The sequence below is a fragment of the Opitutia bacterium genome (assembly GCA_016217545.1).
Classification (GTDB): Bacteria; Verrucomicrobiota; Verrucomicrobiia; order Opitutales; family Opitutaceae; genus Didemnitutus.
In genome coordinates, this window is the sequence record JACRHT010000006.1 from 15,754 (window position 1) to 40,610 (window position 24,857).

20 protein-coding genes are annotated in these 24,857 nt (G+C 66.1%); 14 read left to right on the forward strand and 6 right to left on the reverse strand.

Annotated elements, in window-relative coordinates; all coding sequences use genetic code 11:
* Positions 1 to 11: 11 nt before the first annotated feature.
* The gene (locus HZA32_04905; GenBank protein MBI5423402.1) at positions 12 to 893 is read right to left on the reverse strand and encodes a hypothetical protein; all 882 of its coding nucleotides are present in this window, start codon (positions 891 to 893) and stop codon (positions 12 to 14) included.
* Positions 890 to 1,576 (reverse strand): arylesterase, encoded by a 687-nt coding sequence (locus tag HZA32_04910; protein MBI5423403.1) that lies wholly within the window; start codon positions 1,574 to 1,576, stop codon positions 890 to 892. The genes HZA32_04905 and HZA32_04910 overlap by 4 nt, the downstream gene beginning before the upstream one ends.
* Here HZA32_04910 and HZA32_04915 point away from each other — a divergent pair.
* The 13 genes from HZA32_04915 to HZA32_04975 all read left to right on the forward strand — a co-directional run bounded on the left by HZA32_04915 (position 1,575) and on the right by HZA32_04975 (position 18,113).
* Entirely contained in the window at positions 1,575 to 2,264 is a 690-nt protein-coding gene (locus HZA32_04915; protein ID MBI5423404.1) for an ABC transporter ATP-binding protein, read from the forward strand. The genes HZA32_04910 and HZA32_04915 overlap by 2 nt on opposite strands.
* A gap of 75 nt (positions 2,265 to 2,339) precedes the next feature.
* Positions 2,340 to 2,585 (forward strand): GxxExxY protein, encoded by a 246-nt coding sequence (locus HZA32_04920; GenBank protein MBI5423405.1) that lies wholly within the window; start codon positions 2,340 to 2,342, stop codon positions 2,583 to 2,585.
* The gene (locus HZA32_04925) at positions 2,582 to 5,119 is read left to right on the forward strand and encodes an ABC transporter permease (protein MBI5423406.1); all 2,538 of its coding nucleotides are present in this window, start codon (positions 2,582 to 2,584) and stop codon (positions 5,117 to 5,119) included. Before HZA32_04920 ends, HZA32_04925 begins: the two co-directional genes overlap by 4 nt.
* Positions 5,120 to 5,314: 195 nt before the next feature.
* The gene (locus HZA32_04930; protein ID MBI5423407.1) at positions 5,315 to 5,776 is read left to right on the forward strand and encodes a peptidylprolyl isomerase; all 462 of its coding nucleotides are present in this window, start codon (positions 5,315 to 5,317) and stop codon (positions 5,774 to 5,776) included.
* A 45-nt stretch (positions 5,777 to 5,821) separates the two neighbouring features.
* Positions 5,822 to 6,550, forward strand: coding sequence for an ROK family protein (locus HZA32_04935; protein MBI5423408.1), 729 nt, complete (start codon positions 5,822 to 5,824; stop codon positions 6,548 to 6,550).
* Positions 6,551 to 6,554: 4 nt separating this feature from the next.
* Positions 6,555 to 7,562, forward strand: coding sequence for an FAD-dependent oxidoreductase (locus tag HZA32_04940; GenBank protein ID MBI5423409.1), 1,008 nt, complete (start codon positions 6,555 to 6,557; stop codon positions 7,560 to 7,562).
* A 193-nt stretch (positions 7,563 to 7,755) separates the two neighbouring features.
* Complete coding sequence (locus HZA32_04945) at positions 7,756 to 8,607, forward strand: response regulator transcription factor (protein ID MBI5423410.1); 852 nt, start codon at positions 7,756 to 7,758, stop codon at positions 8,605 to 8,607.
* A gap of 337 nt (positions 8,608 to 8,944) precedes the next feature.
* Positions 8,945 to 10,336 carry an efflux RND transporter periplasmic adaptor subunit gene (locus HZA32_04950; protein ID MBI5423411.1) on the forward strand — a complete coding sequence of 464 codons (1,392 nt, stop codon included), beginning with the start codon at positions 8,945 to 8,947 and terminating at the stop codon, positions 10,334 to 10,336.
* Positions 10,337 to 10,406: 70 nt separating this feature from the next.
* Positions 10,407 to 11,150: an ABC transporter ATP-binding protein gene (locus tag HZA32_04955; GenBank protein MBI5423412.1), complete on the forward strand. Its 744-nt coding sequence runs from the start codon at positions 10,407 to 10,409 to the stop codon at positions 11,148 to 11,150.
* 95 nt (positions 11,151 to 11,245) lie between these two features.
* On the forward strand, positions 11,246 to 12,496 hold the full coding sequence (locus HZA32_04960) for an ABC transporter permease (protein ID MBI5423413.1): 1,251 nt from the start codon (positions 11,246 to 11,248) through the stop codon (positions 12,494 to 12,496).
* Positions 12,497 to 12,498: 2 nt separating this feature from the next.
* Positions 12,499 to 13,734: an ABC transporter permease gene (locus HZA32_04965; GenBank protein ID MBI5423414.1), complete on the forward strand. Its 1,236-nt coding sequence runs from the start codon at positions 12,499 to 12,501 to the stop codon at positions 13,732 to 13,734.
* 66 nt (positions 13,735 to 13,800) lie between these two features.
* Positions 13,801 to 16,146, forward strand: a complete 2,346-nt coding sequence (locus HZA32_04970) for a hypothetical protein (GenBank protein ID MBI5423415.1) — start codon at positions 13,801 to 13,803, stop codon at positions 16,144 to 16,146.
* Between the two features lie 5 nt (positions 16,147 to 16,151).
* Positions 16,152 to 18,113 (forward strand): hypothetical protein, encoded by a 1,962-nt coding sequence (locus HZA32_04975; protein ID MBI5423416.1) that lies wholly within the window; start codon positions 16,152 to 16,154, stop codon positions 18,111 to 18,113.
* Positions 18,114 to 18,130: 17 nt separating this feature from the next.
* On the opposite strand, the gene HZA32_04980 is transcribed toward HZA32_04975, so the two are convergent.
* The 4 genes from HZA32_04980 to HZA32_04995 form a co-directional block, all read right to left on the reverse strand.
* Entirely contained in the window at positions 18,131 to 19,345 is a 1,215-nt protein-coding gene (locus tag HZA32_04980; protein MBI5423417.1) for a nucleoside monophosphate kinase, read from the reverse strand.
* A 94-nt stretch (positions 19,346 to 19,439) separates the two neighbouring features.
* Positions 19,440 to 22,121, reverse strand: a complete 2,682-nt coding sequence (locus HZA32_04985) for a U32 family peptidase (protein ID MBI5423418.1) — start codon at positions 22,119 to 22,121, stop codon at positions 19,440 to 19,442.
* A 49-nt stretch (positions 22,122 to 22,170) separates the two neighbouring features.
* Complete coding sequence (locus HZA32_04990) at positions 22,171 to 23,403, reverse strand: MFS transporter (protein ID MBI5423419.1); 1,233 nt, start codon at positions 23,401 to 23,403, stop codon at positions 22,171 to 22,173.
* Between the two features lie 39 nt (positions 23,404 to 23,442).
* On the reverse strand, positions 23,443 to 24,384 hold the full coding sequence (locus HZA32_04995) for a LysR family transcriptional regulator (GenBank protein ID MBI5423420.1): 942 nt from the start codon (positions 24,382 to 24,384) through the stop codon (positions 23,443 to 23,445).
* A gap of 114 nt (positions 24,385 to 24,498) precedes the next feature.
* Between HZA32_04995 and HZA32_05000 the strand changes: the two genes are divergently transcribed.
* On the forward strand, positions 24,499 to 24,675 hold the full coding sequence (locus HZA32_05000) for a hypothetical protein (protein MBI5423421.1): 177 nt from the start codon (positions 24,499 to 24,501) through the stop codon (positions 24,673 to 24,675).
* The last annotated feature ends 182 nt before the right edge of the window (positions 24,676 to 24,857 follow it).

Consider the following 24,857-nt stretch of genomic DNA (forward strand, 5'->3'; position numbering starts at 1 on the left):
CGTGGGGGCGATTAGAAGCGGTGGAGCACGCCGAGCGACCAAAAAGCCGAATCGTAGCGGACGCCGACGTGGTTGATTACCTTTACGCTCTCGTAGCGCAGCGGGATGCTCGTCGAGTCGTTGAGTCGCGCTGTGACCTGCGCCCACCAGAAGTCCGCGCGACATTCCACGCGATACGCCACCCAGCCGCTGCCGAAGGTGTTCGAAACCTCCCACGGAACGCTGTTGTAATACTGCTGAATCACGGACCCCAAGCTCCCGCCAATCGCCTGGGCCCAGACGGACCACGCGGCGTTCGCGACGAGCTGGCCGTGCAGGCGCGACGCGCCGGCGCCGAACTGCCAAGTTTCCGTCACGTCGTAGGTCGTTTCCAACCCGAGTCGCCGCGCGTGCGTGTCGAACGGCGCGTGCGAGGCGGTGAAGCTCTCCCAGTTCGCCGTCGCGGCTACACGCCAGCTCTCGGTGAAGCGCTGGCTGAGCGTGGCGAAACCTTCCGCGCGCCAGCCGCTGCGGCCGCTCTCGCGAAAGTTCACGGACGTGAGCGCCGCGCCGGCATCGAGCACCGGCACCATCGGGCCGAGGCCGAACTTGTGACGCACGGTCGCGCGCGCGCCGGCGCTCAGGCGGTTGAGCGCGGAAAATTCGGAGACGTATTCGGCGTTGCCCTCGAGCGCGGTGATGAGCGTCCAGTTCGGCGCGAGTTGTTTTGCGTGAATGAATGCGCCGTCGACGTCCGCGACTTTTGCGTCCTGCGCCGTGGGGTCGTAGGACGTGCGGCTGAAATTCTCTGCGTAGGTCAGCGTGGCTCCCATGCGGAACTCGTGCGCGTGCGCGATGGACGCGGCGGCGAGCAGGACGAGCGGGAGTGCGAGCAGCGGGGTGGTCGGCCTCACAGGAGAGGTTTGATAGTTTTCCAGACCGTCTCCGCAACCATTCGATGACCGGCCGCCGTAGGGTGAATGCCGTCCGGTTGGTTCAGCTCGGGAATGCCTCCCACGTTTTCGAGGAGAAACGGAATGAGCACGGTCTTTTGCGCCTCGGCCAGCGCGGGGTAGATCTTCGCGAAAGCCTGCGCGTAGGCGGGACCCATGTTCGTGGGGATTTGCATGCCGGCCAGCACAACGACTACGCGCGGGTTCTTGGCGCGGATGCGTTCGATCATCTTTTCGAGGTTGACGCGGGTCACCTCGGGCTCGATGCCGCGGAGGCCGTCGTTCCCGCCGAGCTCGATGACGAAAATATCCACGGGCTGGCGCAGGATCCAATCGAGCCGCCGCAATCCGCCGGCGGTGGTCTCGCCACTGAGCCCGGCGTTCACGACCTTCCACGGCAGGCCGGCGGCGTCGATTTTCTGTTGGATGATCGCCGGGTAGGCTTCGCCGGGATCGAGACCGTAGCCGGCGGTGATGCTGTCACCGTAGAAAAGCAGCGTCTTCGTCGCGGCGGAGGCGGCGGTCGTCGCGAGCGTCGCAGCCAGCAGCATTGCCCCGAACCGCCCGGCCCGGCGAATCAGCCGTCCGACGAACAACTTTGCACTTTGGAGGGCGTTGGGTGTGTTACTCGCCATTCCGCCCATGAGTGTTCAAAACATCCTGAAAGTCGAGCGCCTCACCAAAACCTATGCGACCGCGGCCGGCCCGCTGACGGTGTTGCACGAGGTGAGCTTCGCGCTCGAGCCGGGCAGCACGTGCGCGATCGTGGGTCCGTCGGGGTCTGGCAAGACGACACTGCTCGGCTTGTGCGCGGGGCTCGACGCGCCGAAGAGCGGAACCGTGCAGCTCGCGGGGCGCGAGATCGGCACGCTGTCCGAGGACGAACGAGCCCTCGTGCGCAACGAGAGTGTCGGGTTCGTGTTCCAGAATTTTCAGCTCATCCCGACGCTCACGGCATTGGAAAACGTCCTCGTGCCGCTCGAGCTGCGCGGCGATAACACGCGCGAAAAGGAGGCGGCCGAACTGCTCGCGCGAGTCGGTCTCGGCGACCGGCTCGATCACTACTCGCTCCAGCTTTCCGGCGGCGAACAACAGCGCGTGGCGCTCGCGCGGGCATTCATCAACCGCCCGAAAATCCTCTTCTGCGACGAGCCGACGGGCAATCTCGACGGCGACACGGCGCACGCGATGGTCGATCTCATCTTCGGCCTCAACCGCGAACGTGGCACGACGCTCGTGCTCGTGACCCACGACCTCGAACTCGCGCGGCAGACGCAGCGCATCCTCCGCCTGCGCAGCGGCCACGTCGTGAGCGACGAGCGGATGGGTTGAGGCTGATTTTCGGTCGCCACAGCAAACAAACAGAAGAGCCCACGAAACACACGAACCACACGAAAGGATGGGAAAATGAACAACGTCATCCAAGCGGAAGAGTGTTACAAGATCGTCGGAGCCTGCTTCGAAGTTTACCGAGAGAAAGGCTGCGGGTTTCTGGAGCCGGTTTTCCAGGAATGCCTCGCGTTCGAGCTGGAGATGCAGGGGATTCCGTTCGAGGCGCAGAAGGCTCTGGCTCTTTCTTACAAGGGGCGGCCTCTGACGCAGACCTATCGCCCGGACTTCGTGTGTTTCGTGGGCCCTTCCGTCCTTTCATGAACTTCATTCTCAAAATGGCCTGGCGCGATACGCGCGCTTCGCGGCGGCGGCTGTTGCTCTTCTCCCTCGCGGTCGTGCTCGGCGTCGCCGCACTCGTGGCGGTTGGCTCGTTGCGCGACAATCTCCGCAGCGCGATCGAGGACCAGACCAAGTCGTTGCTTGGCGCCGACCTCGTCATCACGTCGCGCGCGGCGCTGACGCCGGAGGCGGAGAAATTCATCGCCGGCCTCGGCGGCGAACAGGCGCGTGAGATCGCGTTCAACTCGATGCTCGTCGCGCCCACGGCCGGCGGCGCCACGCGGCTCGTGCAAGTGCGCGCGTTGCAGGGCGCGTTTCCTTTCTACGGCGAGTTCAGCACCGATCCGGCGGATGCGCGCGCGCAGCTCGCGACCGGCGCACACGCGATCGTCGAGGAAGGCGTGGCGGTGCAATACGGTTTGAAGCCCGGCGATCCGATCAAGCTCGGCGCGGGCGAGTTTCGCGTCGCGGGCGGTTTGCTGAAGGTGCCGGGCGAGTCCGCCGCCGGCGTCACGACGCTCGCGCCGCGCGTGTTTATCCCGCTCGCGGCGGTGCAGGATACCGGCCTGCTCAAGCAGGGCAGCCTCGCGCGGTATCGCGTCTATTTGAAATTTCCGGCGAACACCGACGTGGAGAAAATGGTGAGCGATCTGCGCGAGCGTTTCCGCGAGCTGCGACTGGGCTTCGACACGGTCGAGGAGCGCAAGCGCGAACTCGGCGGCGCGATCCAGAACGTGAATTCGTTCCTGATGCTCGTTGGCTTCGCGTCGCTGTTCCTCGGCGCGATCGGCGTGGCGAGCGCCGTGCATGCGCACGTGCGGCAAAAAATCCCGACCGTGGCCGTGCTGCGCTGCCTCGGTGCGAGCGCGGGCAAGGCGTTCGCGATCTACCTCGTGCAAGGTGTGGGCCTCGGGCTCGTGGGCGCGCTCGGCGGCGCGGTGCTCGGCATCGGAGCGCAGCTGGTGTTGCCGACTTTCCTGCGCGATTTCCTGCCGTTCTCGTTCGATTTCTTCGTCTCGTGGAAATCGGTCGCGAGCGGCGTCGGCGCGGGCGTGGTGATCAGCGTGCTGTTCGCGCTGCTGCCGCTGCTCGAGGTGCGGCGCGTGTCGCCGCTGCTGGCGATTCGTTCGGCGTTCGCGGACAGTGGCGGCAATGCGCGCGTCGACTGGCTGCGCGTGACGCTGATGGTCGTGATCGTCGTCATCGTGTTCGCGTTCGCGATTCAGCAAACCGGACGCGTGGCGTGGGGCGTGGGTTTCGCGGGCGTGTTGTTCTTCGGTTTCGCGGTGTTGGCCGGTCTGGCGAAGCTGATCGCGTGGGTCGCGCAACGGCTGAATTTGCGCCGGCTGCCGTTCGCGTGGCGGCAGGGCGTGGCGAATCTCTACCGCCCGAACAACCGCACGGTGCTGCTGCTCGTGTCGCTCGGCATGGGCACGTTCCTCATGATGACGCTCTACCTCACGCGCGACACACTGCTCGGACAGCTGCGCGTGATGGGCGGAGGCGACCGCCCGAACTTGATGCTGTTCGACATTCAGGACGATCAGGTCGAGTCAGTGGCCAAGATTGTCGCGGATAATGGCGCGCCGGTGCGCGCGCAGGCGCCGATCGTGACGATGCGCATCAGCGCGTTGAAGGGTCGGCCGATCGCGGAGGTGTTGAAGGACAACTCCGCGCGCGTCGCGGCGTGGACGGTGCGTCGCGAGTATCGTTCGACCTACCGCGGGCAACTCGCCGACACCGAGCGCGTGACCGCGGGCAAGTTCGAGGGCCACGCGCCGGCGGGCGCGGAGGACGTGCCGGTTTCGCTCGAGGAAAACCTCGCTCGCGATCTCGGCGTGAAGCTCGGCGACCAGATCGAATTCGACGTGCAAGGCGTGCCGGTGAAGACGGTCGTGGGCAGCTTGCGGCAAGTCGAGTGGCAGCGGTTGTCGCCGAATTTCTTCGTGGTCTTTCCCGAAGGCGTGCTGGAAGGCGCGCCGAAGTTTCACGTGATGGCGCTGCGTGCGACCGACTCCGCCATCTCGGCCCGCGTGCAGCAGGCGGTGGTGCGCGAACACCCGAACGTGTCGGCGATCGACCTCGGTCTGATTCTTCAGACAATCGACAGCGTCTATGCGAAGGCGTCGTTCGTCGTCGAGTTTCTCGCGCTCTTCACGGTCGTGACGGGCGTCATCGTGCTCGCGGGCGCGGTGCTCATCGGGCGCAGCCAGCGTGTGCGCGAGAGCGTCTTGCTCCGCACGCTCGGCGCGACGAAGCGGCAGGTGAACCGCATCATGCTCGCCGAGTATCTCGCGCTGGGCACGCTCGGCGCGGCGGTCGGCGCGGTGCTCGCGGTGGGTGCGAATTGGGGACTGGCGCGCTTCATTTTCAAGATGAGCTGGTCGACGCCGTCGCTCGCAGTGCTCGTCCTCGGTTGGCTCGCCGTCAGCGCGGTGACCGTGATAACCGGCCTGCTGTCGAGCCGCGGCATCTGCGACCACCCGCCGCTGGAGGTCCTGCGGCAGGAGACCTGAGCGGCGTCGAGTGTCGCGTCACCTATTAGGTGACCGCGGTTGTTGGCCAAATTGAGCATTTCGCTCGGTGCGCGAGCGGACTGGTCACCTAATAGGTGACCAGTTCGGCTAGGCCGGCAGTGGGGGCCCGGCGGCGGGACGCAGGGTGGAAATCGTCTTGAGTTGCGGGGCGCAGCGCGGGTGACTGGCCGCTTCATGGCGACACACCGGGTTCTGACTTTTCACTACACGCTGCGCGATGCGAACAGGCGCGTGCTCGACACGTCGCGCGGCGGCGGCGAGCCGCTGAGTTTTCTCGAGGGTGCGCAGGAAATCGTGCCGGGTCTCGAGAAAGAGCTGAGCGCGATGTCCATCGGCGAACGTCGCGACGTCGCGGTGCCGCCGGAGCTCGGCTATGGCCTGCGCGAGGAGGCGTTGGTGCAGCGCGTGCCGCGTTCGAGTCTCCCGATCGATGGCGAGTTGAGCGTGGGCGACCAATTTCTCGCGGGGCAGGATCGCCATGCGCCGGTCGTGACGGTTGTGGCGATCGACGGCGATCAGGTGACGCTGGATGCGAATCATCCGCTCGCCGGCGCGACACTGCATTTCGACGTCGAGTTGGTGGCGGCGCGACCGGCGACGCCGGCGGAATTGGGCCGTGTCAAAGCGGACAGCTGAGGATTGCGCGCGAGGGCCGAATTACTACGATCCGCAGTTTCCCCCATGAAAGTTCTCGGTATCGACATCGGTGGCTCGTCCTTCAAGGCCGCGCCCGTGGACATCAAAACCGGCCGGTTGCTCGCCGAGCGTTTCCGCGTGCCGGTTTCCAGTCCGTGTCCGCGCGACGAGGGTCTGGCGGCGGCGCGGCAGATCGTGTCGCACTTCAAATGGAAAGGGCGCGTCGGCATCGGTTTTCCGGGCATCATCCTCGGCGAGCGCATCGACGCGGTCGGCAATCTGGGTGAGGAATGGGAGAAACAGAATGGCGTGAAGATTTTCTCCAAGGCGACCGGTTGCAAGGTGGGCGTCGTGAACGATGCCGACGCGGCCGGGTTGGCCGAGATGCGTTTCGGCGCGGGCAAGGGACGCGACGGGACGGTGTTGATGCTGACGTTCGGCACGGGCATCGGTTCGGCGCTGTTTTATCGCGGACAACTTTTCCCGAACGCCGAGCTCGGCCACGTGCCGTGGGAGGGCGAGCCGATCGAGAAGTTCGCGTCGGCCGCGGTGAAGACGAAGCTCGAACTCGATTGGAAGGAATGGACGGACCGCGTGAACGTTTACCTGCGCGTCGTAGAGCGACTGTTCTCGCCGGAGCTGATCATCATCGGCGGCGGCGTGAGCCAGGATCACCGCATGTGGTTCAAGCTTCTGCACACGCGCGCGAAGGTCGTGCCGGCCAAGCTGCACAACGACGCCGGCATCGTCGGCGCCGCGTTGGCGGGCGAGTGAGCCGATGAGCGGGCGCGTGCTGATCGTGGGCCAGGGGCTCGCCGGCACGGCGCTCGCGCTGGAGGCAGCGGGGATTCCGTTTGTCGTCGCGAGCGAAGGCCACGCCCGCGCGGCGTCGCGCGTGGCGGCGGGGCTCGTGAATCCGATCGCGGGCCAGCGTTTCGTGAAGGTGTGGCGCGTCGAGGAGCTGCTGCCGTTTGCCGAGAGCTGGTATCGCGCGGTGGGGGCGAGGCTCGGCGTCGAGCTGTGGCATCCGCTGCGGCTGCGTCGGCGGTTCGCCAACGACATCGAGGCGTCGCGCGCGGCGAAGAAACTCGCGAGTGGCGAGCTGGCGCCCTTTGCGACGCCGGGCGAGGGGGGCGTGGAGATTCACGGCGCGGCGTGGGTGGATTTGCCGACGTTGCTCGAAGTGGCGGCGGAACTTTGGGGCGGACGCGGCTGGTTGCGCGCCGCAGCGGTGAAGCGCGAGGAGCTGGCGGCCGATGCGTCGGGTGTGACTTGGTGCGGCGAGGCGTTTGCGGCGGCGATCTTTTGCACGGGCGCGGGCGCACTGGCGCGCGAGTGGTTTCCCGAGCTGCCGTTCGAGGCGGCGAAAGGCGAGATCGTGCACGTGCGCGGCGCGCAGCTCGCGCCGGATGAAGCGGTGAGTCGCGGCACATGGGTGTTGCCGGATGGGGGCAGCGGCGCGCGTGTCGGTGCGACTTACGAGCGTGGCGTGGAGGACGTCGCGCCGACGGCGGCGGCGCGGGAGAAGTTGCTCGCCGATGCGCGCGAGCTGGTGGCAGGCGATCTCATGGTGCTCGAGCAGCGGGTGGGCGTAAGGGTGAGTTTGCCGGATCGACTGCCGGCGGTCGGGTGGCGCGAGGGGATGCGCGTGGGGTTCTTCGGCGCGCTCGGATCGAAGGGCACGCTGTGCGCGCCGTGGCTGGCGCGAGCGTGGTGCGAGGCGTTGACGAAATCGAACGAGTGCTGGCCTGCCGAAGTGAGGATCGGGCGCTTCGGGCGTCGCTGATTTCGGGGGCGCACGGTCTATCGAAATATTATTCGCGACGTGTCCCATTTTCGGGAAAATTTATCCGCTTGAACCCGTGGAAGCTCGGACGCACAAGGCGGATAGACATGACCAAGCCCCGTGCCATCCGTTCGCCGTTCGTGGCGCCCGCGCCGCTCGGTTGCGTGTCGTCGCCGCAGATCGCGGCGGACGCATGAACAAGATTCGCATTCTGGTCGTCGACGATGAGCCGGCCACGCGTCGGCGGATCGTGCGTTTGCTGGAGCGGGATCCCGATGTGTTGGTGGTGGGCGAGGCGGCGACGGGGGCGGACGCCGTGCGGCAGGTGGCGGCGGAGAAGCCGGATCTCATTTTTCTCGATGTGCAGATGCCGGAGATGAGCGGCTTCAAGGTGCTCGAGGCGCTGGGGCCGCGGCCGCCGGCGGTGATCTTCGTCACGTCGCGCGACCAGCATGCGTTGCAGGCGTTCGAGGTGAACGCGGTGGACTACCTGTTGAAGCCGTTCGAGGACGACCGATTCGCGGCGGCGTTGCGGCGTGCGAAGTCGGAGCTGATCCGGCGCCAGACCGATGCGTTGGGCGCGGAGTTGGCGAAGTTGCTCCAGCATTTGCAGGCCAATGCCGGCGCTGCCGCCGCGACTGCCGTGGCGGGTGGTGCGGCGCCGACCAAAGCGCCGGCGCCGGAGGGCAGTGCGTCGCAGGAGGCGATCACCCGGGAGCGCGTGCTGCTGCGCTCGGGCGGCGAAATCTATTTCATCAAGGCCGAGGAGATCGATTGGATCGAGGCGGAGGGCGACTACATGAAGTTCCACGCCGGCGGTCGCGTCCACCTGTTGCGCGAGACGATGGCCAATCTGGAGGACCGGCTCGATCCCAAGCGCTTCATCCGCATCCATCGCTCGACGATCGTGAACATTGATCGCGTGAAAAAGCTCAGTCCCTCGTTTGCGGGTGAATACGCGGTGATCCTCCACGACGGCACGAAGCTGCGGCTGAGCCGCGGCTATCACGATCGGCTGGAGGAGTTGATGCGCTCCGCGCTCTGAGCCGGCGCGGCCCGTCCATCCCGGCGCCGGTCCGTTTGTCCCAAAACAGCTGCGACTCGGGCGGGCTTCGGGTGTTGTAGCCCCTGTTCTTTGGCTTCGTCCGCCTTGCGATGCGGAAAACGGCTATCGTAGGCCGTTCATCGCGAGGTAGTCGCCTGTCGTCGCAATCCCGTTCAAAACCGTGGAGCGACCCCGTTTACTCCCCTCGTTCGTAGTTATCAGTTGTGTTGCAGAGGGGTCCTTCGGGGCCCCTCTGTGTTTTTCGGCGGGAGCGGCGCGCGGCGATAGTTCTGGCCAACGTCCCTTCGATTTTCTTCATCTTTTCCTCCTGATGACTATGTCCTCCGCCACCCCCAAGCCCATTGCGGTTCCGTCCGCCGCCTCGACCAAAAAGAAGTCGCGCAAACGCCTCTGGATCATCCTCGGCATCGTTGCGGTCTCCGCCGTCGTGATCGCCGCCGGCGTCGCCAAGGGCAAAGCGGGCGAGAAGCCGACGCAGGTCACCATCGAGAAGGCCGTGGTGAAAACCATCACGCACATCGTCACCGCCACCGGCAAGGTCCAGCCCGAGACCGAGGTGAAGATTTCGCCCGAAGTGGCCGGCGAACTGATCCAGATCCCCGTAGTGGAAGGACAGACGGTCAAAAAGGGCGACCTGCTCGTCCGCATCAAACCCGACTTCTACAAGGCACAGCTCGAGCAGCAGGAGGCATCCCTCTCCTCGGCCCGGGCCAGCTCCGTGCTGAGTCAGGCGCGCCTCACGAAGGCGGAGCAGGACTTCAAGCAGGCGAACGACCTCTACCAGAAGAACCTCATCTCGGATGCGGATTTCACGTCCGCCCGCACGAACCTCAACGTCGCCAAGGCCGACTACGAGTCCTCCCTCGCGCAAATCCGCCGCACCGAAGGTTCCGTCGACCAATCGCGCGACCAGCTCAACAAGACCACCATCTACTCCCCGATGGACGGCTCGATCAGCTCGCTCACCAGCGAGGTCGGCGAGCGCGTCGTCGGCACCAACCAGTTCGCCGGCACCGAGATCATGCGCATCGCGGACCTCACGAACATGGAAGTGCGCGTGAAGGTCAACGAGAACGACATCATCAACGTCAAGGTCGGCGACCACTCCATCGTGATGGTCGACGCGTTCCCGGGTCGCCGCTTCGAGGGCAAGGTCGCGGAGATTTCCAGCTCCGCGCTGACCGCCGGCTCCAGCAGCAACAACGCCGCCGCTCTCGCCGCCTCCGCCTCGGACGAAGTGACGAACTTCCTGGTCAAGATCCGCATCACCGACAAGGACGTGACGCTCCGCCCGGGCATGAGCGCCACCGTCGACATCGAGACCGAGACCGTCGCCAACGTCGTCGCGGTTCCCATTCAATCCGTCACCGTTCGCGCCGAAGGCGGCAAGACCACCGAGGAACTCCAGCAGCAGAAATCCAAGGAAGCCAAGGAGCGCTCCGGCAACGACCTCGAAGTCGAGACCGAGAAACGCAACGCCCGCCGCGAAGTCGAAAAGCTCCAGCGCGTCGTCTTCATCCGCCAAGGTGACAAAGTCGTCATGCGCAAGGTCGAGACCGGCCTCGCCGACAACAGCCACATCGAGGTGAAGTCCGGCGTGAAGTCCGGCGAAGAAGTCGTCTCCGGCAGCTACGCCGCCATCAGCCGCAAGCTCAAGGACGGCGCCCGCGTGATGCTCGAAACGCCCAAGAAGGAAGAAAACAAGTAAACCGGGTAGGGTGCGGAGTCCGCTCCGCGCCGCGGCGGCGAGTGGACTCGCCGCCCTGCCTTCCGACCACATGTCCTCCGCCTCCCCCTCCAGTTCACCCGCGGTCGAGCGCGTCTACCGCACGCCGGGCCCCCTCGTCATCGACATCGAAGGCGTGACCAAGCTCTACCGCATGGGCGAGGAGACGGTCCACGCCCTCCGCGGCGTCGCCCTCAAGGTCCATCGCAACGAATACCTCGCCATCATGGGCCCGTCGGGCTCCGGCAAGTCGACGCTGATGAACATGCTCGGCTGTCTCGATACGCCCACCAGCGGACACTACCAGTTCGCCGGCAAGGATGTCTCGGCCATGACCGACGACGAACTCGCGGAGATCCGCAATCGCGAGATCGGTTTCGTCTTCCAGACGTTCAACCTCCTCCCGCGCTCCACCTCGCTCGCCAACGTCGAGCTCCCGCTCATCTACGCCGGCATCGGCCCGCAGGAGCGACGCGAGAAAGCCATGCAGGCGCTCCACAACGTCGGCCTCGGCGAGCGCATGAGCCACAAGCCCAACGAGCTCTCCGGCGGCCAACGCCAGCGCGTCGCCATCGCCCGCGCGCTCGTTAACAATCCCTCGATCATCCTCGCGGACGAGCCGACGGGTAACCTCGACTCCCGCACCGGCGAGGAAATCATGCAGCTCTTCGAGGACCTCTACGCGCAGGGCAACACCATCATCGTCGTCACGCACGAGGAGGACATCGCCCGCCACGCCCGCCGCATCGTCCGTCTGCGCGACGGTCTGATCGAGTCCGACGTGCGTCAGACCTGACGCTACGGCGCGAATTGACCGACCTCCGTCGCGTTCTTTCCGCCAATCATCCCCGATCTCTCGTTTCGAGCCTCCGCCCAGCCACCCTCGTCGCCATGAAACGCCTCATCTACGAGTTCAACGAATCCGTCCGCATCGCGTGGGCGCAGATTCGCGCGAACAAGATGCGCTCCGTCCTCACCGCGCTCGGCGTCATCATCGGCATCGTCGCGGTCACGCTGATGGGCACCGCGATTCGCGGCATCGACAAGGGCTTCGAAAACAGCCTCGCGATGCTCGGCGAAGACGTCCTCTACGTGCAGAAATGGCCCTGGACCGGCGCGGAGGACTGGTGGAATTACGTCAACCGCCCGAATCCGCAGGCGCGCGAAGCCGCGGCGTTGAACCGCATCATCGCCGCCAGCGACAAGTCCGAGCTGCTCTTCGCCGTGCCTTTCGCCGGTCGTTCGAGCGCGGTGAAATTCGGCGATGTCCGCATCAGCGGCGTCTTCACCGGCGGCACCGAGGCGGAATACGCCCAGCTCACCGGCACCGAATACGCCGAGGGCCGCATGTTCAACGACGCCGAAGCCGGCAGCGGGCGCCAGGTCTGCACGCTGGGGTTCGATGTCGCCGAGGCGCTCTTCCAAGGCCGCTCGCCGCTGGGGCAAACGGTGGCGATCAATGGCCAGCCCTTCGAAGTCATCGGCGTGTTCGCGAAGCAGGGCGAGTTTCTCGGCATGTTCAGCATGGATAATTTCGTGCTCGTGCCGCTGAACGCCTACGCGAAATACAATTCCATCCGCCGCGGCGTCGATATCCGCGTCAAGATCGCCGACAAAACCCGCCTCGCCGAGGCGAAGGAGGAACTCGTCGGTGCGATGCGCCGCGTGCGCGGCCAGCAACCGGGCGAGCGCGACAATTTCACCATCAACGAGCAACAGGCGTTCAAGGCGCAGCTCGATCCCGTGAAGAACGGCATCGCGCTGGCCGGCCTGTTCATCACCGGGCTGTCGCTCTTCGTGGGAGCCATCGGCATCATGAACATCACGTTCGTGTCGGTGAAGGAGCGCACGAAGGAGATCGGCACGCGCAAGGCCCTCGGCGCGCGCCGCCGCAGCATCCTCATGCAATTTCTCGTCGAGGCCGTCTCGATCTGCCTCATCGGCGGCGTCATCGGCATGGGCATCTCGTTCTCGCTCTTCCTCGCGGTGCGCGAGGCGGCGCCGAACTTCCCCGTGGCATTCTCGCCCGACCTCGTCGTCATCAGCGTGATGGTGTCGGTCATCACTGGCGTCGTCTCCGGATTCGCACCGGCGTGGGGCGCCTCGCGTCTCGATCCCGTCGTAGCCCTGCGTTACGAGTAACCATGCAACTCTCCGAAATCTTCAAGATGGCCTTCGGGTCGCTGGGCGTGAACAAGCTCCGCTCGGTGCTGACCATGCTGGGCATCACCATCGGCGTGTTTTCCGTCATCGGCGTGATGACGACCGTCACGGCGATGCGCTCGTCGATTGAGACCGGCCTGAGCTTCCTCGGCTCGAACATTTTCCAGTTCGCCAAATACCCCGTGTTCGGCGGCGGCGGTCCGGAAGGGCGCCGGCGTTACCAGATGCGCCGCGACATCACGCTCGACCAAGCGCTGCGCTACAAACGCGAGATGGAAGGCATCGCGGACGTCATCTGCCTGAAGGTCTTCGACGATGGCGGCCAGGCGACCTACGGCGGCCGCAAGACCACGCCCGATGTCCGCTTCGGCGGCAGCGACGAAAATTTCGTCACCGCGAACCAGTTCGACGTCCAGATCGGCCGCAACTTCACGCCGGGCGACATCGAGCTGTCGCGCCCGGTCGTGATCATCGGCCAGGACATCGTCACCAAGCTTTTCCCCGCGGAAAATGCACTCGGGAAGACGATCAAGATCAAGGAGCGCACCTACATCGTCATCGGTGTGTTCGCGCCTAAGGGACAAGCCTTCGGCGGCAGTTCGGACAACATCGCCATCGTCCCGATCACGCGCTTCTTCGCCGACTACGGAGCCGAGCGCCGCTCCATCAGCATCGCGACGCAGGCGCCGACGCAGCAGGTTTACAACGAGACGCTCGACAAGGCCATCACGGTCATGCGCACGGTGCGCGGCCTGCAGGCGGAAAAGGAAAACGACTTCGAGGTCTACTCCAACGATTCGCTCATCGCCGCCTTCGCCAAGGTCGCCGATGCGGTCGCCGCGGGTTCGTTTGTCATCTCGGGCATTGCGCTGCTCGCGGCCGGCGTCGGCATCATGAACATCATGCTCGTGTCGGTTACGGAGCGGACGAAGGAAATCGGCATCCGGAAGTCGATCGGCGCGCGTAAGAAGAATATCCTCACCCAGTTCCTCGTCGAAGCCGTCGTGATTTCACTCGCGGGCGGCTTGGTCGGCATCCTGCTCGGCGTCGCGGCGGGCAATGGCCTCGCCATGATGCTGAACGCCTCGGTCGTGTTCCCTTGGAATTGGGCCTTCATCGGCATTCTCGTCTGCTCCGGCATCGGCGTGGGCTTCGGTTTTTATCCGGCGTGGAAAGCGTCGTCGCTCGATCCGATCGAGGCGCTGCGATTCGAGTAGCACGCGCGCGATTTTTGCATTTGCGCTGTTGCGGCGCGCGTGCGCGGGCGTTGAAGTCGGGCGCCCTTGAAACTCTCGCTGAAGTTCAATTCCGCGTGGAAACGCGATCTGCCCCCCGGTGATCGACGCCTCTGGTTCCTGCGCACCCTCGCGGTGCGCCGCGAGCGCGTCAAGACGACCACCTGGCATCTCGAACTCTATTGGAAACGCGCGCTGGCTGGCGCGCTCGCCGTCGGTGTCACGCTCTACCTCGTCGCGGCCACGGCGTTGTTCCTGTGGTGGAATCGCGTGCCCGGCAATGAGGTCACGTGGTTCGACATCGCGACCGCGCCCGTGCGCGGCGAACACCTCAAACAGAAGCGCGGCGACACCGCGATTGCCCAGGCTCTCCTGCGCTTGCGAGCAAAAGACTACGTCGAGGCCTACTATGGTTTGCGCGTCGGTCTCGCGCGCTCGCCGGGCAATGTCACCGGCCGGATCAATCTCGCCCGCATCATGGCCGGCTCGGATCCTGCCGGCGCTCTCACTGTGCTCGAGGCAGGTCTGAAATACGCGCCCGGCGACGCCGAGCTGCTGCGCAGCCTGTTCGGCCATCTCGCCGCCACTCAGGCGCAGAATCGCCTGCGCGATCTCACCGCGGAACTGCTCTCGCCCACGCACACGCCTGCGCTCGACGCCGCAACGCGCCGCTTCGTCGCGAACACCCGCGCGTCGCTGCTGCTCAGTGCGCGCGATGCGGCCGCGGCCGAGACCTTGCTCGCCACGCTCCCCGCCGGCGACGAAACCGTCGAGGAACGCCGCAGCACGCGCCTGCGCGTCAGCGCGCTGAGCGCGCTCGGCCGCCGCGACGAGGCGCGCCGGTTCTTCGCCACGCTGAAACGCGTCGGAATGGACGAGCTGCGACTCGAGGCCGAGCTCGCCATGGACGCCGACGATGCGCCGGCCCTCGAGTCTGCCTTGCGCCGCATGAAGGCGATGACGCCGGGGCAGCCGATGCCTGCCGTGTTCGCTTTTTCCGCCTGGCACCGCATGAAGCGGCTCACGCTGCGCGACCTGACGGAGCAGGAATTCTTCGAATTCTTCGCCACCAGCGACGGCGCGCTGCAATTGTTCGCCGCGACGGCGGTGAACCTCGATTTGCCCGACGCCGTGCGGCGTGCCGAGCGGGTCGCCGTCGCGAACCGGCTCAGCCCGTTCGCGTTTCGCGTCCATCTCACGGAGCTCGCCTTGCGGCGCGGCGACTTCGACGAGGCGTTCCAGCGGTTGAGGGAATGGGAGGCGAGCATCGAGACGTTGCCGCCGGCCCAGCGCTTTTATCCGGAGTTCATCAACCGCCTCACGCGGGCCAGCGTCGCGGGTGGGGAACAGCAAATTTCCGGCCTCACCAGCCACCTCGGCGACATGCGCGGGCGCGCCACGGCGCCGATGTATGAACTCGCGGTGAAGGTGCTCAGCCGCGCCGGCCATGTGAATGCCGCGCGCGAGGTCGTGGACATCGGCTTACGAGTCTACCCTTATGCGGATCCGCTGCTCCGTCTGCGGCCGGATGTCGTGGCGGCAGCGGAACGGCGCGCCGCCAGCCAAGCGGCGACCCGGACGGAAAGCGACGCTGCAGCCGAAACTCCGGCGGTTGCCATCCCGAGCACCGCGGCGCTCGCGCTCGAGCGCATCGACGCCGCGCTCGCCGCGGGGTCGTTCGGTAGTGCGCGCGACTTGTTGCGTGCGATTCGTTCCACCCGGCCGGCTTGGCTGGCCAAAGCGACGGAAGACTTCGCCGTGCGGGATGTGGAGTTGGCGTTGCTGTCCCAGGATGCAACGACCTCCCGAGCCGTGCTCCATGCCTATCTCGAACGCCCGCGCGCGGAATCCGATTTGCTGCGCTTGGCGAAGCTCGGCGCCCAGTTGGCGCAGCGGCAGCGCGAAAGCGAAGCGCGCGTGGTGCGGGACGAACTCGCCGCCCTGCGGCCGACCGCCGCGATGGCCCAAGCCCTGCGCGCGATCGAAGTTTCCGACGATTTGGCGAAGACGACGCAAACGGCCGACGCCACGTTCGCCGCTGTCGATCGCGCCCTGCGCCAAAGCAACGCCGACGAGGCGCGCCGGGTGCTCGACTACGTGCGGCAGAAGTCGCCCGCGTGGCTCGCGGCCTCCCGCGCGGATTTCAACGCGAGTGAAGTGCGGGTCTGGCTCGCGCTTGATCAGCGTCCGCTGGCGCTCACAGCTTACAAGGAACTGGCGGTGCGCCCGGGCGCGGCGCGTTCGCTGGCGTTCAAGCTCGTGCGCAGCCTCGCGGCGGAAGGGCAGATCGAGTCCGCCCGGCTCCTCGCGCGGGAGACGGTCCGTTTGCTGCCCGACGACAAGGCGGCGGCCAACCTGCTCCGCGAGATCGAGGCGCCACGTCCGGGAGAATAAATACTGTGAGACTGAACGTTCGCTTTTCCTCCGCGTGGCAGCGCAAGCTCGCCCCGACGGATCGTTATCTCTGGCTGCTCTGGGCCGTGCGTTTCCACATCTCGATCGGGACGGTCCCCGTGTGGGAGTTCGTGATCTACTGGAAGCGGCTGGCGGTGCTCCTGTTCACCTTTGCGGTCGGCGGCTATCTGGCGGCCGTCACGGTCGTTCACCGTTTGTGGGCGCGACAGCCGGAGACGCACCTGCGCTGGCAGGACATCGCGCTCGCGCCGGTGCGTTGGGACAAATTTCGGGAGCAGCGCGGCGACGTGATGATCGCTGCGGGAATGAAGCAAATCGCGGAGGGGAAATTCGCGGACGCGTCGTTCAAGCTGCGCGCGGGGCTCGCACGTTCGCCCGCGAACGTGCCGGGCCGGATGAAGTTGGCGGCATTGGTGGCGTCGGGCGATCCCGTGCGCGCCGTGAAGTTGTTGGAGCAGGGCCTGACCGTGCTGCCGGATCAGGCTGAATTCCTCGGCGCCATGTTCGATTTGTGGAGCGATAACGGCGCGACCACCCTCGCGCTTACACGGAGCGCGGAGCTGCTGGCACCGGGCCGCAAACCGGCGCTCGGCGCCGAGGCGCGCGCGGTGGTGGTCAATGCGCGCGCGGCCTTGTTGTTGAGCCGCTCCGATGCAGTCGGGGCGCTCGCACTGCTTCAGACGAATCCGCGAGATTTCAAGACCGCGAGCGACCTGCAGACCGTGCGCCTGACCTTGCGCGCGCTCCGGGCGCTGGGCCGCGACGCGGAGGCGGCTGCGCTGCTCGCGCTCGTGCCGCCGGATGCCAACCGGAATCCGCGGATCGATGTGGGGATCGCGTTGGCGGCGCAGGATGCCGAGTCATTGGAGACCGCCTTGCGTCGGTTGAAGGCGCAGGCGCAGCGTCCCGCTTCCGCTCTGCTTTTCGCTTTCGAGGCGTGGCACGAATTGAAGCGCACGTTGCGACGCGAGGCGGTGGAAGAGGAAATTTACCGGTTCCACGACGGAGACGAGACGACGCTGCAGGCGCTCGGGGCGCTCGCCGTGCGGCTCGATTTGCCCGGCACGTTGCTGCGCGCGCAGCGCATGGCCGCGCGCAAGCGGTTCAATCCGTTCGCGTTTCAGGTGCATACGACGGAGCTGATGCTGCGGCGCGGTGACCTCGCGGAAGCGGAGCGGTTGCTCGAGCAATGGGAAAACACGCTTCCGCAACTGCAGGAATCGCAGCGGGTGGTCCCCGAGCTGTTGGCGCGGACGATCCGCGCCGCCGGCAGCGACCGCGTCACGCAAACCGCCGCGTTGACCAATCATTTTTCGCTGAACGGCGCGCGGGTGCCGACCGGGACCGTGTTGCTGGTGATGCGCACGCTGGAAAAGGCGGGCAATTGGCGCGCCGCGGCGCAGCTGGCGGAGACCGCCACGCGGTTCGCGCCGCTGAACGACGAGCTGCGCGAGCAGAGCGGCCGGCTGGCGTTGCGCGTGGCGCGCGAGACGGTCGCGGAGCCGACGGCCGCGCCGAAGCCGAAGCAGGCGGCCGAGTCCGAATTCACTTCCGGTGCGGAGGCACTTGCCGCGATCGACCAAGCGCTCCGACGCGACGACGCGGAAAACGCCGTGTGGCTGATCCAAGGCGTGCGCAAGAGCGGTCCGGCGTGGTTGTCCGAAGTCGAGCCGCAGCTGGCGATGCGCGAATACCGTGCCCGCCGCGCGCTCCAGCAGGGGCCGGCGGCGATGCTTGTGTTCCGCGACCTGGCTCTGAAACCGGGAGCGTCGCGCGCCGCGGCGTTTCGTCTCGTCCGCGACTACATCGCGGCCGGCGAGGGCGATTTGGCCCTGCAACTCGCCCGCGAGATCGAACGGTTGTTGCCCGGCGAAAAGGCGGCGGCAGTGCTGCTGCGTGAGGCCGAAGGACCGCCGATCGAAAAGACCGGCGACGGGAAAAAATAACCGCGCTGGCGCCGCGCTCAGCCGCGGCGCAGTTCCGAGCCGCGGAACTTGATGATGAAGCGGTGGACCTTCTTCTGCCGGCAGGAAATCTTGCCGGTCGCGAGGTCGAAGCGGTCGGGCACGTCCACGCGGATGATGTCGACGACGGCGTGGTAGCCGCGCTCGGAGAAGATATCGATCAGCATCGCGAGCGCTTGCGCTTCCTCGAGGATCGGGTCCTCGCTGTTCACGTTCGAATGACCCGAGATCGCGTGCCGCATGACGATCGGCATGATCTTTTTCTCGATCAGTGCGATGACGCGGGCGAAGAGTTCCGGGTGGTTCAGCGCGTAGCCGTCGAGGCGCTTCACGAGTTCCTGGCGCGCGTGGACGACGATCTCGCTGGCGAGCGGGAGAGTGCGGAGCTGGTCGTAGGTGCGCGGGTCGAGTTCGAGCGAACTTTGGTAAGCGAGTTCCTCGGCGATGGCTCTTTCGACTTCGTTGAGCGGGCCCTGCGCGTTGACGAGGTGGTAGTGGAAGACGTCCTTGAGCGAGAGCAGCGCGTCCCACGTCTGTTCCTTGAACACGCGGTAGCGGCGGGCGGCGAGGCTCTCGTCGAAGTCGGTCGCGCGCTCCTCCCAGAGTTCGCCGCGGCCGGAGGTGCGGACTTCCGCGTTGTGCGCCTTGGACTCGCGGCCGCGCTTGAGCTGGCGGGCGATGGATTCGTTCTCGTCGACGAAGAGCACGACGATGTGGACGATCGGCTGGCGGAAATGGATGCCCAGCGGCGTGCCGTAGAATTCGCGCCAGAGCTGAATCATCTTCTCGTAAAGCATCTTTAGGCACTCGACCTGCACCTTGGTGCGCGGGAAGCCGTCGAGGATGACGCCGTCGCGATACTCGGGCTTGAGCAGCTGGCGGAGCAGCACGCTGAGCACTTCGCGGTCGCCGATGAGATTGCCGCCTTCCTTGAGCCGCTTCATTTCCGGCGTGTCGAGCAGCGCGCTCATCACGATCGGTTGGCAGGTCAGGCCGCGGGCCTTGAGAATGTAGGGCGTGTTGGTGCCTTTGCCGGCGCCAGGCGCGCCGCCGAGGAGGATGAGTTCCTTGGGAAAGCGCAGATTCTCGCGGCCGAAGTCCGCTTCGAGGTCCGCCCAGATGGGCTCGAAGATGACGACGGCGTCTTTGATCTCGAGGTCAGGCGAGGCGGCAGCGGGCTTGGGGGCGGAGGCTTGGGCAGGTGTCTGGCTCATGCGAACAGTCGGGCGCAGCGTAGAACGCCACCCCGGCGACGCGATAAAAAAGCCTGTCGTGACGCGGCGATTAGCGGAAATACCGGCGGCGCGCTCAGGTCTTCTTCCGCAGGAGCTGCGGCGTGGCCTCGAGCTGGCCGCGCGTGACGCCGAGCTGGTTGATCAGCTTGAACTCCCGCCAGAGTTCCGCGCCGGTGATCTCGCCGCGCAGCAGCTGACGGTAGCGGCCGACGGTGCGCTGCAGCTCGTCGGCGGACTCGTTGAGAAATTCGATGCGGAACGACCGCGCGCCGAGCGCGAGGAGGCGGTCGACGAACTCGGCGCCGGTTTGCGCGCGGGAATTGTAGACGGTGTTGCGGCAGCCGGCGTCGGCTTTCAGCGGGTGTTCGGCGCCGATGCGGTCGCGGAGGCGGACGTCGTGCTTGTCGCAGGGGCGCCCGCAGGAGCGGTAGTCCGTGCCGTCGGAGAGGAACGCGCAGAACACGCAATGCTCCATGTGAAACATGGGCATGTGTTGGTGGAGCGTGATGTCGAACCACGCGCCGGGTGCGCCTTGCAGGAGCGCCTCGAGTTGCGCGACGTTGAGGTCGTAGCTCGCGGTGACGCGTTCGAGGCCGAAGCGCTCGCGGTAGAAGGCGGCGGTGAGCGGATTGGCGACGTTGAGCGAAAAATCGCCCCGGCGGCGTTTTTCGCTGAAGACGCGCAGGTGATCGTGGTTGCGCACGAGGTAGCCGTCGGCGTCGCATGAGAGCACTTGCTTGAGGATCCACTCCTCGCCGGGCTTGAAAATGCGTGGCGGGATGACCCAGAAGGAAGAAAGCTGAGAGCTGAGAGTTGAGGGCTGAGAGCCAGAAGCAGAAAAACCGGCTTCGGTAGCTTGCAGCTCGCGGAAGCGCGCGACGGCGTCGCGGTATTTCTTCGGGTCCTCGAACTCGGCGTAGATCGTGCGCGCGCCGGCGGCCCACGCGGCGTCGAGCTGGTGCAGGTGGCGAATGACGACGATGATCTCGGGCTCGATCGCGAGCTGCGGTTGGGTGCGCGGAAGAATCTCGGCGAGCGCCGCGCCACTGCGGAGCGTCCAGCGTTTCGGCGCGGCGCGCTGGGCATCGAGTTCGCTGACGACGCGGCGGCGGAGTTCGTTGAGCTCGCTCACTGCGAGGTGCACGGCGCCTTCGAGGCGGTTGGAGAATTCGCCGAGTTCGAACGGCGTGCCGCCGAGCCGGCCGAGTTGGTCGCGGAGACGCTCGGTCGAGAGCGGCTGCTTTTCGGCGGGTGCGAGAGGGGTGGCGGACTGGGCTTGTGCGACGTGGCCCTCGGCGTCGCGCGCGAGGAGCGTCAGCGGTGCGCCGACGTGGCCGTGAACCTCGAGGTCGATCGGACGGCGAAAGCGAATCTGTTCACCCTCGAACGTCTGGCGGAGTCGGCGGTCGAGTTCGGGGTCGTTGGTTTTCCAGACGCGGTGGCCCGCGCGCACGCGTTCGAAGTCGATGTCGCCGCGGCCGAAGCGCAGCACGGTCTCCGCGCCGCGTGGCTGCACCTGGTAGACGCGCCCGCCCTCCTCCTTGATCTCCGGACTGCCGGCGTCGAAGACGATGCCGTCGCCCGGTTTCAGCGGCGCTTCGAGCGTGAGCGCGACGAAGTCGGGGCCGACGCGCGTGACCGTGCCGAGGAATACGCCGCGTTTGGTGCCGAAGCGCGCGTGGGCGAGTTCCTGGTTGTTGATGCCGCGGAACCAGCCGGTGTAGAGGCCGCGCGAGAAACTCATCTCGAGGTCGTAGCGGGCCGACGCGGCCGTCGCCGCGTCGGAGCTGAGAGCTGAGGGCTGAGAGCCGAGAGTCGGAGACGGCGTCGCGCGGATTGTTTTGGGACTCTCAGCTCTAGACTCTGGACTCTGGACTGGCTGCGCGGCTAACGCGCGATCGAGCGCGGCGCGGTAGACGCGCGTGATGTTCGCGACGTATTCGGCGGATTTGAGACGGCCTTCGATTTTCAGCGACGCGACGCCGACGCGGACGAGTTCGGGCAGGATTTCGAGTCCGGCCAGATCCTGCGGGCTGAGCAGGTAGCGGCGGTCGCCGAGTTCGACCTTGGCGCCGTCCGAGATCAACTCGTAGGGCATGCGGCAGGCTTGCGCGCACTCGCCGCGATTGGCGGAGCGGCCGCCGAGCGATTCGCTGGTGAGGCACTGGCCGGAGTAGGCGACGCAGAGTGCGCCGTGGACGAAAACTTCGAGCGGCAGCGAGACGGCGGCGGACTTTTGCGCGGCTTGGATGGCGGCGATCTCGGTGAGCGAGTTTTCGCGCGCGAGCACGACGAGGTTGGCGCCGAGGTCCTTGGCGAATTCCACGCCGGCCGCGCTGGTGACCGTCATCTGAGTCGACGTGTGGATCGGAAAATCCGGCGACAGCGTGCGGATAAGGCGGCAGATGCCGACATCCTGCACGATGGCGGCGTCGACGCCGGCGGCGATGATGCTGCGGAGGTATTGCTCGGCGTCGGCGAGCTCGTCGGCGAAGACCAGCGTGTTGAACGTCACGTAGCCGTGCACGCCGCGGCGGTGCAGGAACTCCATGAGACGCGGCAGGTCCGCGACGGTGAAGTTGTGCGCGCGCATTCGGGCGTTGAAGCGCTCGAGGCCGAAATAGATCGCGTCCGCGCCGTTCTCGACGGCGGCCTTGGCGCATTCCCAGTCGCCGGCGGGCGCGAGGATTTCCGGGCGCGCGGGCGCGGCCGCGGAGGCAGGCGAGGCAGGTTGGACTGAAGCGGAGGTCGACACGTGCACGCCTCTGTTAGCGCCCGGCGCGCCGGCCGCAACCGCGAACGCGTCAGGCGGCGCGGGTCGCAGTGTGCGGACGGGCGGCGTGCGGTGCGGCGGCGCGGAGGCGCGCCGCGAGATAGATGGCGGCGACGAAGGCCAGCACGGCGAGGTAGCCGACGCGTGGGTAGCCTTCGAGGCGTCCGCTGACGGCTTCGCGCGTGATGAAGATGCCGGCGATGGAGTTGGCGAGGGCGCTGCCGCCTTGTTGGATGGCGGAGTTCACGCTCATGAACCCGCCGCGATAGCGCGCTTCGACGGAGTTGGTGATCAGCGCCATCGCGGGTGGGAAGCGCCCCGACATGCCGATCATGAACGCGGTCGTCACGATCAGCGCCACGAAGACCGGCACGACCGGCAGGTGCGTGAGCACGACGACGGAAACGCACGCGAGGATGGTGATGAGCGTGAAGACATGCAGTTTGTCGTGGCGGTCCGAGAGGCGCCCGAACCACGGCATCGTGAAAAACGTGAACGCGCCGCCGGCGAGATAGACGAGCGGGAGTTGCGCCTCGGTCAGGCCGACGTTGGTGACCATCGACGGAGCCATGAACGGAATGACGCAGCCGCCGGCGAAGACGAGCGCCGCCGAGAGCGCGAAGCCGCGCAGGTGGATCGGATGCGTGCAAATCTCGCGCATTTGCCGCCAGGGATTTTGGTCGACGGGATGCGGCGGCAGGGCGGGCAGGGCGCGCCAGCCGATCACGCCGATGATGAGGCTCATCGCGGCGAGCAGAAAGAACGGCGCGTGCCACTCGAAGTAGCCCGCGAGCGCGAGGCCAGTTGGCACACCCAGCACGGAGGCGATGGGAAAGGACGTCATCACCACGCCCATTGCCGCGCCGCGCCGTTCGGGCGGCACGACGTCGCTCACGGCGGCAGTCACGACGGAGCCGGCCAAGCCGCCGAAGGCACCGGCGGCGAAGCGTGCGATGAGGAGGAAATGGTAGGTCGGCGCGAGCGCGCAGGCCAACGTGGAGAGGCCGAAGCCCGAGTAGAGGAAGAGCAGGGCGCGTTTCCGGTCGTAGCGATCCAGCAGGAAGCCACCGATGAAACCCGTGCCCGCGGCGGCCAGCGAGTAGGCCGCGACCAGGCGGCTGAATTGCCCCGGGCTGATGTCGAAGACGCGCATCAGATGCGAGCCGAGCGGCATCAGGATCATGTAATCCATCACGTGCGTGAATTGCACGGCTGCCAACGTGAAGAGCAGCAGGCGCTCGTGGATGCGAGGAGTTCCGGACATGGAGCGGCGCAGCGTCCTCAGAAACTCTCGCGGCGCAACTCAGCTTTCTGTTCTGCCCGGTGTCCGAAAGGGCGGGGTCGTGTGCGCGAGCGCGGATTGCATCGGACCGACGACCGCATGCGCGGCGTCGGTGAAGAGCTTCGCGCCCTTGGTGTGATGGTGGCGGTAGTGGCGGATCAGGGCGATCTCGCGCATGGGCACCTTGCCGGAGAATTTGCGGTAAACGAGGCCGGCGGGATCGGTGGCGGTGCGCGCGCTGCGGGGCAACACGCTGATGCCGACACCGAGGGCGGTGAGCGCTTTGGCCGTGGAAAGCTGGGCGACGCGGTGCAGCACGCGCGGCTCGAAATCGTGGTCGCCGAGCAGGCGTTGGACTTGCGTGGCGGTCGAGGAGCCGGTGCCGAGCATGATGAAATCCTGGTCGCGCAAGTCTTCGAGCGTGACGTTGGGCGCGGTTGCGAGCGGATGATCGGCTGCGGTCGCGAGGAGCAGCGGTTCCGAGAAAAGCACGGAGGTTTCGATGCGGGGCTCGTTGACGGGCAGGGAGACGACGCCCAGCTCCAAGTCGCCGTCCAGCACCGCTTGAACCACGGTGGGGCGGAAGTCCTCGCGGGTTTGGAGGTGGAGTTTGACCTCGTTTGCCCGGCAGTAAGCCAGAACGGCTGGCAGGAAGAAGTGGGCGACGGTGGGAATCACTCCGACCGAGACGCGGTGGCCTTGGGCGGGATCCTCCTTCAACTCGCGGACAGCATCGTCGGCTTCGGCGATGATTCGGTGGGCTCTTTCGAGGAGAAGTTCGCCGGCGGGGGTCAGGCTGACTTTGCGGCCCAGACGATGGAAAAGAGTCTGACCGAGCTCTTCTTCGAGATTTAAAATCTGCTGACTGAGAGATGGTTGTGAAATAAAGCTACGGCTGGCCGCTTTGGTGAAGTTGCCCGTCTCGGCGACGGCGACGAAGTAGCGGAGTTGGTAGATTTCCATCGGATAAAACTATAGGAGGCATAGAAATGAAGTATTTCTCCTATTGCAAGGGTTGCCGTATTATCTCCTCAGCAAAACAAGCAACCCATCCACGAAACAGAAAGGTTCACCCACATGAACGCCAAGAATCTCCTCCAGTCCGCCGCCCTCACCGCCACCCTCGCCGCCGTCTTCGCGGAACTCGCGAAGGTGAACACCGACCTCCCGCTGATCGGTCTGATCATCGGTTACGTCGCGGCGATCGGTATCCTGGCCTGTGCGGCCTTCGACGGTGCGAAGCGCACCTCCTAAAGAGTTTCAGCCGAAAGCATAGTGTGCAAATGAGGCCCGGGTTAGGGGTAGCCCGGGCCTCTTCTTTTTCCCTCCACGCGGGGCCGGTCCATGGACCGGCCCTTTTCTTTTGCCCCAATCGTGCCAATCTGGGGTCCGATAAACAAAACCGCCGGGGCATGACGCTTTTCAGGAAACAACCA

Bases quoted from the DNA above. Each gene is read 5' to 3' on its own strand.
- HZA32_04915 (MBI5423404.1), top strand. From the start codon at position 1,575: ATGAGTGTTCAAAACATCCTGAAAGTCGAGCGCCTCACCAAAACCTAT.
- HZA32_04910 (MBI5423403.1), bottom strand. From the start codon at position 1,576: ATGGGCGGAATGGCGAGTAACACACCCAACGCCCTCCAAAGTGCAAAG.
- HZA32_04920 (MBI5423405.1), top strand. From the start codon at position 2,340: ATGAACAACGTCATCCAAGCGGAAGAGTGTTACAAGATCGTCGGAGCC.
- HZA32_04925 (MBI5423406.1), top strand. From the start codon at position 2,582: ATGAACTTCATTCTCAAAATGGCCTGGCGCGATACGCGCGCTTCGCGG.
- HZA32_04930 (MBI5423407.1), top strand. From the start codon at position 5,315: ATGGCGACACACCGGGTTCTGACTTTTCACTACACGCTGCGCGATGCG.
- HZA32_04935 (MBI5423408.1), top strand. From the start codon at position 5,822: ATGAAAGTTCTCGGTATCGACATCGGTGGCTCGTCCTTCAAGGCCGCG.
- HZA32_04940 (MBI5423409.1), top strand. From the start codon at position 6,555: ATGAGCGGGCGCGTGCTGATCGTGGGCCAGGGGCTCGCCGGCACGGCG.
- HZA32_04945 (MBI5423410.1), top strand. From the start codon at position 7,756: ATGAACAAGATTCGCATTCTGGTCGTCGACGATGAGCCGGCCACGCGT.
- HZA32_04950 (MBI5423411.1), top strand. From the start codon at position 8,945: ATGTCCTCCGCCACCCCCAAGCCCATTGCGGTTCCGTCCGCCGCCTCG.
- HZA32_04955 (MBI5423412.1), top strand. From the start codon at position 10,407: ATGTCCTCCGCCTCCCCCTCCAGTTCACCCGCGGTCGAGCGCGTCTAC.
- HZA32_04960 (MBI5423413.1), top strand. From the start codon at position 11,246: ATGAAACGCCTCATCTACGAGTTCAACGAATCCGTCCGCATCGCGTGG.
- HZA32_04965 (MBI5423414.1), top strand. From the start codon at position 12,499: ATGCAACTCTCCGAAATCTTCAAGATGGCCTTCGGGTCGCTGGGCGTG.
- HZA32_04980 (MBI5423417.1), bottom strand. From the start codon at position 19,345: ATGAGCCAGACACCTGCCCAAGCCTCCGCCCCCAAGCCCGCTGCCGCC.
- HZA32_04990 (MBI5423419.1), bottom strand. From the start codon at position 23,403: ATGTCCGGAACTCCTCGCATCCACGAGCGCCTGCTGCTCTTCACGTTG.
- HZA32_04995 (MBI5423420.1), bottom strand. From the start codon at position 24,384: ATGGAAATCTACCAACTCCGCTACTTCGTCGCCGTCGCCGAGACGGGC.
- HZA32_05000 (MBI5423421.1), top strand. From the start codon at position 24,499: ATGAACGCCAAGAATCTCCTCCAGTCCGCCGCCCTCACCGCCACCCTC.